Raw genomic sequence first — 13,467 nt, forward strand, 5'->3', positions numbered from 1 at the left:
GCCCACGTCCCCCGGTGATCCGGTGCGCGCTAGTTGCCGCCGGGGTTCTGCGTCACGCCGGAGGTGGCGGTCGGCTCGCCGCTGGTCTCGATCGGCTCGGGGTCCTGGGTGTTGTCCGTGCGGTCGGCCGGGCTGGTGGGCTCGTCGGCCGCGCCGGTCGCCGTGCCCGTGGGGGTGTCCGTCGGGGTCGGGGTGTAGGGGGCGTACTCGTGGCGCGGGAGCAGCACGGGCGCGCCGAGCTCCACGGACTGCCCGCCGGACTCCAGGGACACGGTGACGAGCTCGCCGGGGACCGCGTCGACGGAGCCGAGCTGGATGAACGCGGGCTCGGCGTCGCCGGGCAGCGGCTCGGGCAGCTGCTCGGTGGCGCCGGGGCTCGCGTCGCCCCTGCTGAGGACCACGGCCACCCCGACGGGCACCTCCACGGTGGTGGCGCTGCCGCCCTCCGGGGTGATGGTGATCTCGGCCTCCTCGTCGCTGTTGTTCACCAGCGTGGCGGAGAGCACCCCGGGGGTGCCCTCGCCCTCGGAGACCACCACGGCGTTGCGGACGAGCACCTCGCCGACCTGCGTGCTGTACCCGTCACCGGGCTCGTAGACGTAGGTGGTCTGCACGGGGGAGAAGACCGAGCAGCCCGTCACGCCGAGCGCGGCGAGGCTCGTCATCACGAGGGCGGCGGGTCCACGGAGGCGGCGCTTCACGCTCGCGAGCCTACCGGGCGGGCCTGCGGGGACGCCGACCGAGGCGGGTCCGGCGCGGGCCGCGGGCGGAGGTGCACCCGCCCCCGCGGGGCGCCCGGCGGGCCGGGCGGAGCACGTCCCGCCGCGCCTGTCAAGGCAAGGTTCGCCGTCACATGGCCTCTGACCTGCGCAAACGCATCGGCCGGGGCTGTCGGGGCGGCGTTTCGCGTGGTAATATCGAACTAGGGAAAGGGGTCTCATTCACCATGGCTTTCACCGTCGGCGAAACAGTCGTCTACCCCCACCACGGGGCCGCGCTGATCGAGGAGATCAAGACCCGCACCATCCGGGGCGAGGAGAAGCTGTACCTCGTCCTCAAGGTCGCGCAGGGCGACCTGACCATCGAGGTGCCCGCGGAGAACGTCGACCTGGTGGGCGTGCGCGACGTCGTCGGCCGCGAGGGTCTGGAGCGCGTGTTCTCCGTGCTGCGCACCCCGTACGCGGAGGAGCCGACCAACTGGTCGCGCCGCTACAAGGCCAACCTCGAGAAGCTCGCCTCGGGCGACGTCATCAAGGTCGCCGAGGTCGTCCGCGACCTGTGGCGCCGGGACCAGGACCGCGGCCTGTCCGCGGGTGAGAAGCGCATGCTCGCCAAGGCGCGGCAGATCCTGGTGTCCGAGCTCGCGCTGGCGGAGAACACCAACGAGGACAAGGCCGAGTCCCTGCTCGACGAGGTCCTCGCGTCCTGAGGACGGGGCTCGTCGTCCCGGCCGCCGGCCGGGGCGAGCGCCTGGGTGCGGGTTCCCCCAAGGCCCTGGTCGACCTGCGCGGCGAGCCGCTGCTGGTGCACGCCGTGCGCCGCGCGGCCGGCGCGGTCGACGTCGTCGTGGTGGCCTGTCCGCCCGGGACGGTGCCGCGGGTCCGGGACCTGCTGGGGCCCCTGGTGCCGGGGGAGCTGCTCCTCGTGGAGGGTGCCGCCGACCGGCAGGGCTCGGTCCGCGCCGCACTCGCGGTGCTCCCGGCGGAGGTGGATGTGGTGCTCGTCCACGACGCCGCGCGCTGCCTGGCGCCCCCGGCGCTCTTCGGCGACGTCATCCGCGCCGTGCGCGCCGGTGCCCCCGGGGTGGTGCCCGCGCTGCCCGTCACGGACACCGTGAAGCGGGTGCGCGGCCGCACGGTGGTGGGGACGGTGGACCGCGGCGACCTGTGGGCGGTGCAGACCCCCCAGGGCTTCGCTGCGGAGGTGCTGCGGGCCGTCCACGCCGACCCGCCCGCCGGGGTGCCCGTCACCGACGACGCCGGCATGGTCGAGGCCGCCGGGCACGAGGTCGTGGTCGTCCCCGGCCACGAGCACGCCTTCAAGGTGACCCGACCGCTCGACCTGCTGCTGGCCGCCGCGGTCCTCTCGGCGGCGCACCGGACCCCGGAGGACGGATGAGCGAGGCGCCACGACCCCCCGAGATCCTGCTGCCCCGGGTGGGCACGGGGGTGGACGTCCACGCCTTCGCGCAGGACCGTCCCTGCCGGGTGGCCGGGCTGCTGTGGCCCGGTGAGCCCGTGGGCCTGGCCGGGCACTCCGACGGCGACGTCGCCGCCCACGCCGCCGCCGACGCCCTCTTCGCCGCGGCGGGGATCGGGGACCTCGGCCTGCACTTCGGCACCTCCCGGCCGCAGTGGCACGGCGCCGCCGGCGCCGTGCTGCTCGCCGAGGCCGCCCGGCTCGTGCGGGAGGCCGGGTTCCGCATCGGCAACGTCTCGGTGCAGGTCATCGGGGTGCGCCCGAGGATCGGGATGCGCCGGGCCGAGGCGGAGGCCGCGCTGGGCGAGGCCTGCGGGGCGCCCGTCAGCGTGGCCGGCACCACCACCGACGGGCTGGGTTTCACCGGCCGGGGCGAGGGGCTGGCGGCCATCGCGACCGCCCTCGTCGTCCCCTCGCCCGGCCGCTGAGCCGGCCGCCTCAGGCGGTCGGCGCGGGCTCCTGCTGCGGCGGCTCCGGGCGCTCCGCGCGCCGCAGCCGCCGCTGGATGCGGTCGATGCGCTCCTGCTCCCGCTGGCCCCGCACCGGGTTCTCCGGCTCGTCGGGCCGCAGCGTGTGCCGGACGTAGCGCAGCACCACCGCCGCGATGGCCGCCACGGGCACGGACAGGAACGCGCCCGTGATGCCGTACAGGGTGCCGCCGATCGTCACCGCGCCGATGACCACGGCGGGGTGCAGGTTCATCGTGTGCCCCACGAGCAGCGGCTGCAGGACGTTGCCCTCCAGCTGCTGCACGGCGAAGACGACCGCCAGGATGATCAGGGCGCTGGTCAGCCCGCCCGTCACCAGGGCCACCAGCACCGCGAGCAGCCCCGAGACGACCGCGCCGATGATCGGGATGAACGCGGAGAAGAAGATGATCACCGCGAGGGGCAGCGCGAACGGCACCCCCGTGAACACCAGGCCCAGGCCGATGAACACGGCATCGGCCAGCGCCACCGCGGCCTGGGACAGGATGTAGCCGCGCAGCACCTTCCAGATGCGGGTGCTCAGGGCCTCGGTGTGCCGCCAGGTGCGCTCGTCCAGCCAGCGGCGCGACCACGGCACGAGCCGGTCGCCGTCGTTGAGGCAGAAGAACGCCAGCACCAGCACCAGCAGCGTCGTGATGACGCCGGAGCCGACGCTGCCCAGGCCGCCGACGAGACTCAGCGCGATGGTCTGCGCGTTGGCCTGCAGCTTGCCGATGCCCTGGTTGATGAGCCCGCCCAGCTCGTCGTCGGCGAGGTTCAGGGGCGGGCCGGTGACCCACTGCTGCACCTGGTCCAGCCCGCGGCTGGCGCTGTCGGCGACCTCCGGGGCCTGGCTGGTGACGCTGGGGATGATCGAGGCGAACACCCCCGCGACGACGGCCAGCAGCAGCAGCACGGAGAGCCCGGCGGCGGCCGCCCGGGGCATGAACCGCCGCAGCAGCATGGTCAGCGGCCACAGCACGGCGGCGAGCAGGACGCCCAGCAGCAGGGGGAACAGCAGGGACCACGACATGGCGAGCAGTCGCAGCACGGCGTAGGCGAAGGCGCCGAGGATCAGCAGGCGCAGCGCCCACTGGGCGGCCGAGGCCACCTTGGACCCCACCACGACCGTGGTCGGCTCGTCCGTGGCCGCGACGGGGCCGGGGGGCATGTTCTGTGTCACGTGGTCCTCACCGCAGGCACCTCCGGATGATCGGTTCGTGCCTGGATGCTCGCAGTCCGCGAGCACACCGGCATCTCGCGGGACGCGTCAGCGGCCGCGCTCGATCCACTCCGGCAGGTGGGGTGCCTCGTCGCCGATGGTGGTGGACTCCCCGTGCCCGGTCAGCACGCGGGTCTCCGGCGGCAGGGTGAGGACCTTGGTGCGCAGGGAGTCCACGATCGTGCCGAAGTCGCTGAAGGAGCGGCCGGTGGCGCCGGGGCCGCCGGCGAAGAGGGTGTCGCCGGTGAAGACGGTGGCGAGGTCCGGGGCGTAGAGGCAGACCGAGCCGGGGGTGTGCCCGGGGGTGTGCAGCACGTGCAGCTCGGTGCCGGCCACGGTGACGACCTGACCGTCGGCGAGGTCGGTGGTGGCCCGGGAGCCGGTGGACACCGTCGCGCCCGTGCCGTCGTCCGCGCCGCCGTCGACGGTGCGGCCGTGGGTCAGCTCCCACACCGGCTGGTCGGCGGGGTGCAGCAGGACGGGCACGTGCGCGCCCTGGATCGCGGCGAGCCGCTCGGCGAGGCGGGGGGCGTGGCGCACGTGGTCGTCGTGGGCGTGGGTGGCCACGACCGCGAGGACGCGGCGGGTGCCGCTGGAGCCCAGGGCCGCGGTGGTGATGGCCTCGATGTCGTGGGGGGCGTCGATCACGACGCACTCGGTGTCGTCCCCGACGATCCAGACGTTGTTGTCGACCTCGAAGGTCTGCCCGTCCAGGCTGAACGTGCCGGACGTGACGAGGTGCTCGACCCGTGCGTGCATCAGGACCCCTCCCCGGTGGTGTCGTGGGCGGTGGTGTCGTGAGTGGTGTCGTGGGCGGTGCCGGGCACCACGGCGGCGGCCCCGTCGTCGAGGACGACCACGGAGCGCAGGACCTCGCCGCGCCCCATGGTGGCGAAGGCCTCCTCGACGTCCTCCAGCCGGATGCGCTCGGTGACGAACGCGTCCAGCGGCAGCCGGCCCCGGGCGTGCAGCTCCAGCAGGGCGGGGAAGTCCCGGGAGGGCAGGCAGTCCCCGTACCAGGAGGACTTCAGCGCACCCCCGCGCCCGAAGACGTCCAGCAGCGGGATGCTCAGGGTCATCTCGGGGGTGGGGACCCCCACGAGCACCACGGTGCCGGCCAGGTCGCGGGCGTAGAACGCCTGCCGCCACGTCTCCGGCCGCCCCACCGCGTCGATCACCACGTCGGCGCCGAACCCGTCGGTCAGCTCCCGCACCGCCGCCACCACCGCGTCCTCGTCCATCCCGGCGGAGCACACGGTGTGCGTGGCACCCAGCCGGCGCGCCCACGCGAGCTTGCGCTCGTCGAGGTCGATCGCGATGATCCGCCGCGCCCCGGCCAGGACCGACCCGGCGACCGCCGCGCAGCCCACCCCGCCGCAGCCGATGACCGCCACGGACTGCCCGCGCCGCACGGGGGCGGTGTTCACGGCCGCGCCGATCCCGGCCATCACCCCGCACCCCAGCAGCCCCGCCACCGCCGGGTCGTAGGCGGTGCCCGAGCCGGCGTACAGGCCGGGGTCCACCTTCGTGCACTGCCCGGCGGCCACGAGCGTCTTCTCCGCGAACGCGCCGATCCCGAGCGCGGGGGACAGCGGGGTGCCGTCGGTGAGGGTCATCGGCTGCGAGGCGTTGTGCGTGGCGAAGCAGTACTGCGGCTCCCCGCGCAGGCACGCCCGGCACGCCCCGCACACCGCCCGCCAGTTCAGCACCACCGGATCGCCCACCGCGAGCTGCGTGACGCCCTCGCCCACCGCCGCGACCGTCCCGGCGGCCTCGTGGCCCAGCAGGAACGGGTAGTCGTCGCTGATGCCGCCCTCGCGGTAGTGCAGGTCGGTGTGGCACACCCCGCACGCGGCGACGTCCACCACCGCCTCGCCCGGGCCGGGGTCGGGCACCACGACCTCGGTCAGCTCCACCGGGGCGCCGCGGCCCCGGGACACCACACCACGCACCGTCGACGGCATGCCCGGACAGTAACCCCGGCGGCACCCCGCGGCGAGATCGCGGGGTGGTGCCGCCCCGGTAGCCTTCGGGGGTGAGCCTGCGCCTGTACGACACCTCCCGTGGCGAGGTGCGCGACTTCGAGCCGCTGCACCCCGGTCGTGCGGGCGTGTACGTCTGCGGCGCCACCCCGCAGGGGGCCCCGCACCTGGGGCACGTGCGCGCGCAGGTCGCCTTCGACGTGCTGCGCCGCTGGCTGGAGGCGGGCGGCCTGGCCGTGACGTACGTCCGCAACGTCACCGACATCGACGACAAGATCCTGGCGAAGTCCGCCGAGGCGGGTGTGGAGTGGTGGGCGCACGCCTACCGCTTCGAGCGGGAGTTCTCCGCCGCCTACGCCGCCCTGGGCGTGCTGCCCCCCACGATCGAGCCGCGCGCCACGGGCCACGTCCCGGAGATGGTCGCGCTGATCGAGCGGCTCGTGGCGGCAGGGCACGCCTACCCGGCGGAGGACGGCTCGGGGGACGTGTACTTCGACGTGCGCTCCTGGCCGGTGTACGGGGAGCTGACGAACCAGCGCATCGACGACATGGAGGCCGCCGCCGACGCCGACCCGCGCGGCAAGCGGGACCCCCGGGACTTCGCGCTGTGGAAGGGCGTCAAGGCGGACGAGCCGACCTCGGCGTCGTGGGCGACGCCGTGGGGGCGCGGGCGGCCGGGCTGGCACCTGGAGTGCTCGGCGATGGCGGGGCGCTACCTCGGCGCGGAGTTCGACGTGCACGGCGGTGGGCTGGACCTGCGCTTCCCCCACCACGAGAACGAGCAGGCGCAGTCGCGCGCCGCCGGGGACGGCTTCGCCCGGTACTGGCTGCACAACGGCCTTCTCACCCTCGGCGGGGAGAAGATGAGCAAGTCCGTCGGCAACGTGCTCGGGGTGCCGTACCTGCTGACGCAGCACCGCGGTGTGGTGCTGCGCTACTACCTCATCTCCGCCCACTACCGCTCGCAGCTGGAGTACACCCCCGCCTCGCTGGACGAGGCGGAGGCGGGGTACGGGCGGCTGGAGAACTTCGTGCGCCGCGCCGCCGAGCGGCTGGGGGACGCCGCCGAGGTGGTTGGCGCCGCGGTCGGGGAGGACTTCGCCGCGGCGATGGACGACGACCTGGCCACGCCCGCGGCCCTGGCGGCCCTGCACGACGACGTGCGCGCCGGCAACGCGGCCCTGGCGGCCGGGCCGAGGGGGCTGGACACCCTGCGCGAGCGGTACGGGCGCGTGCGGGCCGGGCTGGCGGTGCTGGGGCTGGACCCCCTGTCGCCGCAGTGGACCGGGGCCGGCGCCGGCGGCGGGCAGGTGCAGCGGCTGCACGCGGCGCTGGACGTGCTGGTCGCCGCGTCGCTGCAGGAACGGGCGCGGGCGCGCGCGGAGCGGGACTTCGCGGCGGCCGACGCCATCCGGGACCGGCTGAAGGCCGCCGGCATCGTCATCGAGGACACTGCGGCGGGGCCGAAGTGGTCAGTGGAGGGTGAGCAGTAGTGGCGGGGAACTCCCAGCGCCGAGGCGCGGTCCGCAAGGCGGGCAAGAACACCGGCTCCGGCGGCGGGACGGGCGGCAAGAACCGCCGGTCGCTGGAGGGCAAGGGCCCCACGCCCAAGGCCACCGAGCGCACCGGGCACCCGGCGGCGCGGCGTGCGGCGTCGTCGCAGCGGCGCTCGGCGGGCGGCTCCTCGCGCCCGGCGGGCCGCTCCGGCGCCAAGCGCACGGGGGAGACGGAGTGGATCGCCGGGCGCAACTCGGTGGTGGAGGCGCTGCGCGCGGGGGTGCCGATCACGGGCGTCTACGTGGCGAGCCGCATCGACTCCGACGAGCGCGTCAAGGAGGCCCTGTCCGCCGCCGGTGACCGGGGCATCCCGCTGCTGGAGGCCTCGCGCGCGGACCTGGACCGCCTCACGAACGGTGCGGTGCACCAGGGCCTGGCGGCGAGCGTGCCGCCGTACTCCTACGCCCACCCGGAGGACCTGCTGGAGGAGGCGCTGGAGGACGTGCGCCCGGCGCTGATCGTGGCGCTGGACGGCGTGACGGACCCGCGCAACCTGGGTGCGGTGATCCGCTCGGTGGCGGCGTTCGGCGGGCACGGGGTGCTGGTGCCGGAGCGCCGGGCGGCGGGGGTGACGGCGTCGGCGTGGAAGACGTCGGCGGGCGCCGCGGCGCGCATCCCGGTGGCGCGGGCGACGAACCTGACGCGCACGCTGGAGGACTACAAGAAGCAGGGCGTGTTCGTGGTGGGCCTGGACGCGGACGGCGACGTGCTGCTGCCGGAGCTGGAGCTGGCGGACGTGCCGCTGGTGCTGGTGGTGGGTTCGGAGGGCGAGGGCCTCTCGCGCCTGGTGCGGGAGACGTGCGACCAGGTGGTGAGCATCCCGATGGTGGCGGCGGTGGAGTCGCTGAACGCGGGGGTCGCGGCGGGTGTGGCGCTGTACGAGGTGGCGCGCCGCCGCTGACGGGCGGGTGCCCGGCACCGACTGGTTGAAGCCTCAAGTAAGGCGTATCCTCGACCCGTGCCGGAATCCCCCGTACCCGAACCCCGCTGGCTCACCCGCGAGGAGCGCCGCGCGTGGCTGCGCGTCGCCGCGCTCATCGAGCTGCTGCCCGCTGCCCTGGACGCGCAGCTGCAGCGCGACGCCGACCTCACCGCCGCCGGCTACCTCATGCTCGCGATGCTCTCGGAGCACCCCGACCGCGCGCTGCGCATGAGCGAGCTCGCCGCCCGCTCCAACGCCAGCCCTTCACGCGTGTCCCACGTCGTGGCGAAGCTGGAGAAGCAGGGCTACGTGCGCCGCGAGCGGTGCCGCGAGGACGGCCGCGGCCAGATCGCCGTGCTCACCGACGCCGGGTGGGACAAGGTCGTCGCCACCGCCCCCGGGCACGTGGAGAAGGTCCGCGAGCTGGTCCTGGACCCGCTGGACGCCGACCAGCTGGACCAGCTCGACACGATCGTCGCGCGCCTGCTGGACGTGCTGGACCCCGAGGGGCGCTACGCCGCCACGGCCCTGGCGCGCGAGTCCGACCCCGCCCGCTGACGGGCGCGGGTCCCGCGGCGTGCCCGCCGCGTCCGGCGGCGGGCGGCGCCGTCACTCGCGGCCGACGACCGGCAGGGCCTGGGTGTCCACCCCGAGCACGGCCCGCTCGTCCGGCTTGGAGGGCAGGACCGTGCCGACGTACGACTGCGCCGCCTCCTCCAGGCCCACGTCCCGCCCGGCCCGCTCCGAGAGGTACCAGCGGTGCTCCAGCACCTCGTGGAACACCTCCGCCGGCTCCAGCTTGCCGCGCAGCTCCCGCGGGATGCGCCGCTGCACCGGCTCGAAGTGCTCCGCCATCCACTCGTGGGCGACGATCTCCTCGTCGTCGCCCTGCCGCTCCGTGGCGGCCCGGTAGGAATCCAGGTCGTTGAGCAGGCGGCGGGCCTGGTTCTCCTCCACGTCCAGGCCCGTCAGGCGCAGCAGGCGGCGGGAGTGGTGCCCGGCGTCGACGACCTTCGGCTCGATCCGCACGGTCGTGCCGTCGAGGTCCGTGGTGATGGCCAGCTCGCCCACGTCGAAGCCCAGGTCGTTGAGGCGCCGGATGCGCGCCTCCACCCGCCAGCGGTCGCCCTTCTCGAAGGACTCCGCCTCCGTCAGCTCCACCCACAGGGTGCGGTAGCGGGAGATGATCCGGTCGGCGATGGCGATGACCTCGTCCATGTCGACCTCCAGGGCGCCGCTGGCGACGACGTCCATCAGCTCCCCGGCGATGTTGGTGCGGGCCACGTCGAGGTCGTACTCGCGCTGGCCGTCGGAGAGCACGTCGTGCAGCTCGCCGGTCTCGGCGTCCACCAGGTACGCGGCGAAGGCCCCCGCGTCGCGGCGGAACAGGGTGTTCGAGAGGGACACGTCACCCCAGTAGAAGCCCGTCAGGTGCAGCCGGACGAGCAGGACCGCCAGGGCGTCGACGGCGCGCTTGGCGGTGTCGGGGCGCAGCGTCTGGCTGTACAGGGCCCGGTAGGGCAGGGAGAACTGCAGGTGCCGGGTGATGAGCACCGAGTTCAGGGGCTCGCCGTCGGGGTCGCTGCGGCCGGTGATGACGGCCACGGGGGAGACGGAGGGCACCTCCAGCCGGTTGAGCAGGCGCAGCATCCGGTACTCGCGGTGCGCGATCTCCGCGTTGGTCTCCTTCACGGCCAGCACCCGGCTGCCCAGCTTCACGAACCGCACGACGTGCCGGCTGATGCCGCGGGGGAGGGCCGCGAGGTGCTCGTCGGGCCACTCCTCCAGGGGGATCTCCCACGGCAGGTCCAGCAGCTCGGGGTACGGGCGCGATGCGGTGATCTGCAGGGACGTCGCCGTCGGAACGCTCACGGGCTGCATTCTCCACGGTCGGGGTCCGGCTGGCGGGGCGGAGTCCGCGGGCGGTGCCGGACGTGCGGCGGGGCCGCCGCCAGCGGTGCTGGCGACGGCCCCGTCGTGCTGGTGAGGCTCAGGCCTCGATGCGCTCGCCGGTCTTGCCGCTGAACAGGTGCACGTGACCCGGCTTGGCGGTGAAGTGGACGGTGGCGCCCTTCTCGGGGGGACGGCGGCCGTCGACGCGGGCGATGACGGGCAGGTCCGAGGTGCCCTGGCGCAGGGTGCCGTAGATGTAGGCGTCGGCGCCGAGCTCCTCGACGACCTCCACGGTGACGGGCAGGCCGTGCTCGGAGAGCTCCAGGTCCTCCGGGCGCACCCCCAGGGTGAGGTTCTCACCGCTGGCGGCGAGCGCGGCGCGCTCGACGGGGTGGACGGTGTCACCGAAGACGACGCCGCCCTCGACGGTCTTGAGGCTGAGCAGGTTCATCGCGGGGGAGCCGATGAAGCCGGCGACGAAGACGTTGTTGGGGTGGTCGTACATCCGGCGGGGGGTGTCGACCTGCTGCAGGATGCCGTCCTTGAGGACCGCCACGCGGTCGCCCATCGTCATGGCCTCGATCTGGTCGTGGGTGACGTAGACGGTGGTGACGCCCAGGCGCCGCTGCAGGGAGGCGATCTGGGTGCGGGTCTGCACGCGCAGCTTGGCGTCGAGGTTGGACAGCGGCTCGTCCATGAGGAAGACCTGGGGCTGGCGCACGATGGCCCGGCCCATGGCCACGCGCTGGCGCTGGCCGCCGGAGAGGGCCTTGGGCTTGCGGGTGAGGTACTGCTCCAGGTCGAGGATCTTGGCCGCTTCCTGCACGCGGCGCTTGATCTCCTCCTTGGGGGTGCCGGCGATCTTCAGGGCGAAGCCCATGTTGTCGGCGACCGTCATGTGGGGGTAGAGCGCGTAGTTCTGGAACACCATCGCGATGTCGCGGTCCTTGGGCGGGACCGTGGTGACGTCACGGTCACCGATCAGGATGCGACCGCCGTTGACGTCCTCCAGGCCGGCGAGCATGCGCAGGGAGGTGGACTTGCCGCAGCCGGAGGGGCCGACCAGGACGAGGAACTCCCCGTCCTCCACGTGCAGGTCGAGGGCGTCCACCGCGGGCTTCTCGCCGCCGGGGTAGAGGCGCGTCGCCTTGTCGAACGTGACCGTAGCCATGGTGTTCTCCTTCACCGGCAGGTACGTGCCGGACGATCCGTCGTGAAGTGGAGACCCGGCGTCGCCGGGTTCGTGTGCAGTTGTCAGCACGGGGACCGGCGGCCCTGGTCGGTCACGAGGACGGACCGGGGATCGACCGCGACCCCGACCCCCGCGCCCGGCCTGTGGTCGGACCTCGGGGGTGCGCACATCTTGACCGACGGGGCACCGCCCCCGTGACCGATGTGACGCAGGACACACGTGGGGAGGGGGTCGGGGAGCCCACCCGGGTGAACGCCGCACGGGCGCCGGGCGCACACTCGATGCCGTGGACATCGAGGAGACCAAGCTGCCGGGCATCGGCCTGCGCCACGACTTCGTGACCGAGCGCGGCCGGCGCATCGGCGTCATCTCGCAGCGCAACGGCGACCGGGAGCTGCTGGTCTACAGCAAGGACGACCCCGACGCCTGCTCGTTCGTGGTGGACCTGGAACCCTCCGAGGCCGAGGCGCTGGCCGAGCTGCTCGGCGCCCCCCGCGTCGTGGAGCGCCTGGCGCGCCTGCGCGAGCAGGTGGAGGGCATCGCCACCGAGGGCATCTACATCGAGCCCGGCTCGCCGTACGACGGGCGCACCCTGGGCGACGCGCAGATCCGCAGCCGCACCGGCGCCTCCGTCGTGGCGCTCGTGCGGCGCGGTGACGTCATCCCCTCCCCGACGCCGGCGCAGGTCTTCCGCGCGGGTGACAAGGTCGTCGTGGTCGGCACCGAGGACGGCGTGCGGGCGACGGCGAAGCTCCTCACGGACGGCTGAGCGGGAGCGTGCACGCCGCCACGCTGCTGCTGGAGCTCGGCGCGGTCATCTTCGGCCTGGGCCTGGTCGGCCGCTTCGCCGGGCGCATCGGGATCTCGCCGGTGCCGCTGTACCTGCTCGCCGGCCTCGCGTTCGGGACCGGCGGTGTCGTGCCGCTGGACGCCCCCGCCGAGTTCCTGGAGTCCGCCTCCCAGATCGGGGTGGTGCTCCTGCTGCTGGTGCTGGGCCTGGAGTACTCCGCCGGGGACCTGCTCTCCACGCTGCGGCGCCAGGCGCCGGTCGGGGTGCTGGACCTGCTGCTCAACGGCCTGCCCGGCGCGGCGGTCGCGCTGCTGCTGGGCTTCGGCCCGATCGGGGCGCTGGCCATGTTCGGCATCACCGCGGTCAGCTCCTCCGGCATCGTCGCGAAGGTGCTCTCCGACACCGGCCGCCTCGGCAACCGGGAGACGCCGAGCGTGCTGGGCATCCTCGTGCTGGAGGACCTCGGCATGGCGGTCTACCTGCCGGTCCTGACGGCGGTCCTGGCCGCCTCGGGGGTGTGGGAGGCCACGGGGTCGGTGGCCGTGGCGCTGGCCTGCCTGGCGCTGGCGCTGGTGCTCGCGCTGCGCTTCGGCAAGGTGATCTCCTCGTTCGTGACGGGCGCCTCGAACGAGGTGACGATGCTGCGCATCCTCGGCCTGGCGCTGCTCGTGGCCGGGGTCGCCGAGACGGTGCACGTCTCGGCGGCGGTGGGCGCCTTCCTCCTGGGCATCGCGCTCTCCAGCGACCTCGACGAGGACGCCCACCGGCTGATGGAGCCGCTGCGGGACCTCTTCGCGGCGGTGTTCTTCGTCTCCTTCGGCCTGACGACCGACCCGCACCAGCTGCCGCCGGTGCTGCTGCCGGCCCTGGCGCTGGTGGTGGTGGGGGTGCTGACGAAGCTGGTGACGGGGTGGATGGCGGCCGAGCGCTCGGGGGTGGGCGTGCCCGGCCGGGTCCGCGCGGGCGCGGCGCTGGTCCCGCGCGGGGAGTTCTCCATCGTGATCGCCGGTCTGGCGACGGCCGGTGGGGTCGTGGACCAGCGGCTGGCCCCGCTGGCCGCGGCGTACGTGCTGGCGCTGGCGGTGGTTGGCCCGGTGCTGGCGAGGCTCGCGGACCCGTGGGGGCGTTCCCTCGGGCGCGCGCTGGCGGACCGGGAGCGTGCGCGGAAGGTGCGGCGGGCGGCGGGCTGAGCCGGGAGGGTGCCGGCCCTGGAATATCCCCGGGCATCTTTGGTTGAATGCTC

General features: G+C 74.4%; 14 protein-coding genes. 8 read left to right on the forward strand and 6 right to left on the reverse strand.

The window, feature by feature from the left end:
• Positions 1–29: 29 nt before the first annotated feature.
• The gene (locus ACYQBY_RS20395) at positions 30–701 is read right to left on the reverse strand and encodes a hypothetical protein (protein ID WP_459645731.1); all 672 of its coding nucleotides are present in this window, start codon (positions 699–701) and stop codon (positions 30–32) included.
• 245 nt (positions 702–946) lie between these two features.
• On the opposite strand from ACYQBY_RS20395, the gene ACYQBY_RS20400 reads away from it, so the two are divergent.
• Genes ACYQBY_RS20400 through ispF form a run of 3 tightly spaced genes read left to right on the forward strand, consistent with a single transcriptional unit; the run spans position 947 to position 2,627 of the window.
• The gene (locus ACYQBY_RS20400) at positions 947–1,429 is read left to right on the forward strand and encodes a CarD family transcriptional regulator (RefSeq protein ID WP_459645732.1); all 483 of its coding nucleotides are present in this window, start codon (positions 947–949) and stop codon (positions 1,427–1,429) included.
• A complete protein-coding gene (gene ispD, locus ACYQBY_RS20405; protein ID WP_459645895.1) occupies positions 1,426–2,118 on the forward strand; it encodes a 2-C-methyl-D-erythritol 4-phosphate cytidylyltransferase in 693 nt (230 codons plus the stop codon). The genes ACYQBY_RS20400 and ispD overlap by 4 nt, the downstream gene beginning before the upstream one ends.
• Positions 2,115–2,627: a 2-C-methyl-D-erythritol 2,4-cyclodiphosphate synthase gene (gene ispF / locus ACYQBY_RS20410; protein WP_459645733.1), complete on the forward strand. Its 513-nt coding sequence runs from the start codon at positions 2,115–2,117 to the stop codon at positions 2,625–2,627. The genes ispD and ispF overlap by 4 nt, the downstream gene beginning before the upstream one ends.
• A gap of 10 nt (positions 2,628–2,637) precedes the next feature.
• On the opposite strand, the gene ACYQBY_RS20415 is transcribed toward ispF, so the two are convergent.
• The 3 genes from ACYQBY_RS20415 to ACYQBY_RS20425 all read right to left on the reverse strand — a co-directional run bounded on the left by ACYQBY_RS20415 (position 2,638) and on the right by ACYQBY_RS20425 (position 5,852).
• Complete coding sequence (locus ACYQBY_RS20415; RefSeq protein ID WP_459645734.1) at positions 2,638–3,849, reverse strand: AI-2E family transporter; 1,212 nt, start codon at positions 3,847–3,849, stop codon at positions 2,638–2,640.
• An 87-nt stretch (positions 3,850–3,936) separates the two neighbouring features.
• Positions 3,937–4,647 (reverse strand): MBL fold metallo-hydrolase, encoded by a 711-nt coding sequence (locus tag ACYQBY_RS20420; protein WP_459645735.1) that lies wholly within the window; start codon positions 4,645–4,647, stop codon positions 3,937–3,939.
• On the reverse strand, positions 4,647–5,852 hold the full coding sequence (locus tag ACYQBY_RS20425) for an S-(hydroxymethyl)mycothiol dehydrogenase (protein ID WP_459645736.1): 1,206 nt from the start codon (positions 5,850–5,852) through the stop codon (positions 4,647–4,649). Before ACYQBY_RS20425 ends, ACYQBY_RS20420 begins: the two co-directional genes overlap by 1 nt.
• A 71-nt stretch (positions 5,853–5,923) precedes the next feature.
• Here ACYQBY_RS20425 and cysS point away from each other — a divergent pair, with 71 nt between their 5' ends.
• The 3 genes from cysS to ACYQBY_RS20440 are packed head-to-tail and all read left to right on the forward strand — an operon-like array spanning position 5,924 to position 8,907.
• Positions 5,924–7,363 (forward strand): cysteine--tRNA ligase, encoded by a 1,440-nt coding sequence (gene cysS / locus ACYQBY_RS20430; RefSeq protein WP_459645737.1) that lies wholly within the window; start codon positions 5,924–5,926, stop codon positions 7,361–7,363.
• The gene (gene rlmB / locus ACYQBY_RS20435; RefSeq protein WP_459645738.1) at positions 7,363–8,328 is read left to right on the forward strand and encodes a 23S rRNA (guanosine(2251)-2'-O)-methyltransferase RlmB; all 966 of its coding nucleotides are present in this window, start codon (positions 7,363–7,365) and stop codon (positions 8,326–8,328) included. The genes cysS and rlmB overlap by 1 nt, the downstream gene beginning before the upstream one ends.
• A gap of 57 nt (positions 8,329–8,385) precedes the next feature.
• Entirely contained in the window at positions 8,386–8,907 is a 522-nt protein-coding gene (locus ACYQBY_RS20440; RefSeq protein ID WP_459645739.1) for a MarR family winged helix-turn-helix transcriptional regulator, read from the forward strand.
• Between the two features lie 51 nt (positions 8,908–8,958).
• On the opposite strand, the gene ACYQBY_RS20445 is transcribed toward ACYQBY_RS20440, so the two are convergent.
• On the reverse strand, positions 8,959–10,221 hold the full coding sequence (locus ACYQBY_RS20445) for a DUF4032 domain-containing protein (protein WP_459645740.1): 1,263 nt from the start codon (positions 10,219–10,221) through the stop codon (positions 8,959–8,961).
• Between the two features lie 118 nt (positions 10,222–10,339).
• Complete coding sequence (locus tag ACYQBY_RS20450) at positions 10,340–11,413, reverse strand: ABC transporter ATP-binding protein (protein WP_459645741.1); 1,074 nt, start codon at positions 11,411–11,413, stop codon at positions 10,340–10,342.
• A 307-nt stretch (positions 11,414–11,720) separates the two neighbouring features.
• Between ACYQBY_RS20450 and ACYQBY_RS20455 the strand changes: the two genes are divergently transcribed.
• The gene (locus tag ACYQBY_RS20455) at positions 11,721–12,203 is read left to right on the forward strand and encodes a cation:proton antiporter regulatory subunit (RefSeq protein ID WP_459645742.1); all 483 of its coding nucleotides are present in this window, start codon (positions 11,721–11,723) and stop codon (positions 12,201–12,203) included.
• 8 nt (positions 12,204–12,211) lie between these two features.
• Positions 12,212–13,414 carry a cation:proton antiporter gene (locus tag ACYQBY_RS20460; protein ID WP_459645743.1) on the forward strand — a complete coding sequence of 401 codons (1,203 nt, stop codon included), beginning with the start codon at positions 12,212–12,214 and terminating at the stop codon, positions 13,412–13,414.
• The last annotated feature ends 53 nt before the right edge of the window (positions 13,415–13,467 follow it).

It is taken from the genome of Kineococcus anabasis (genome assembly GCF_054590795.1).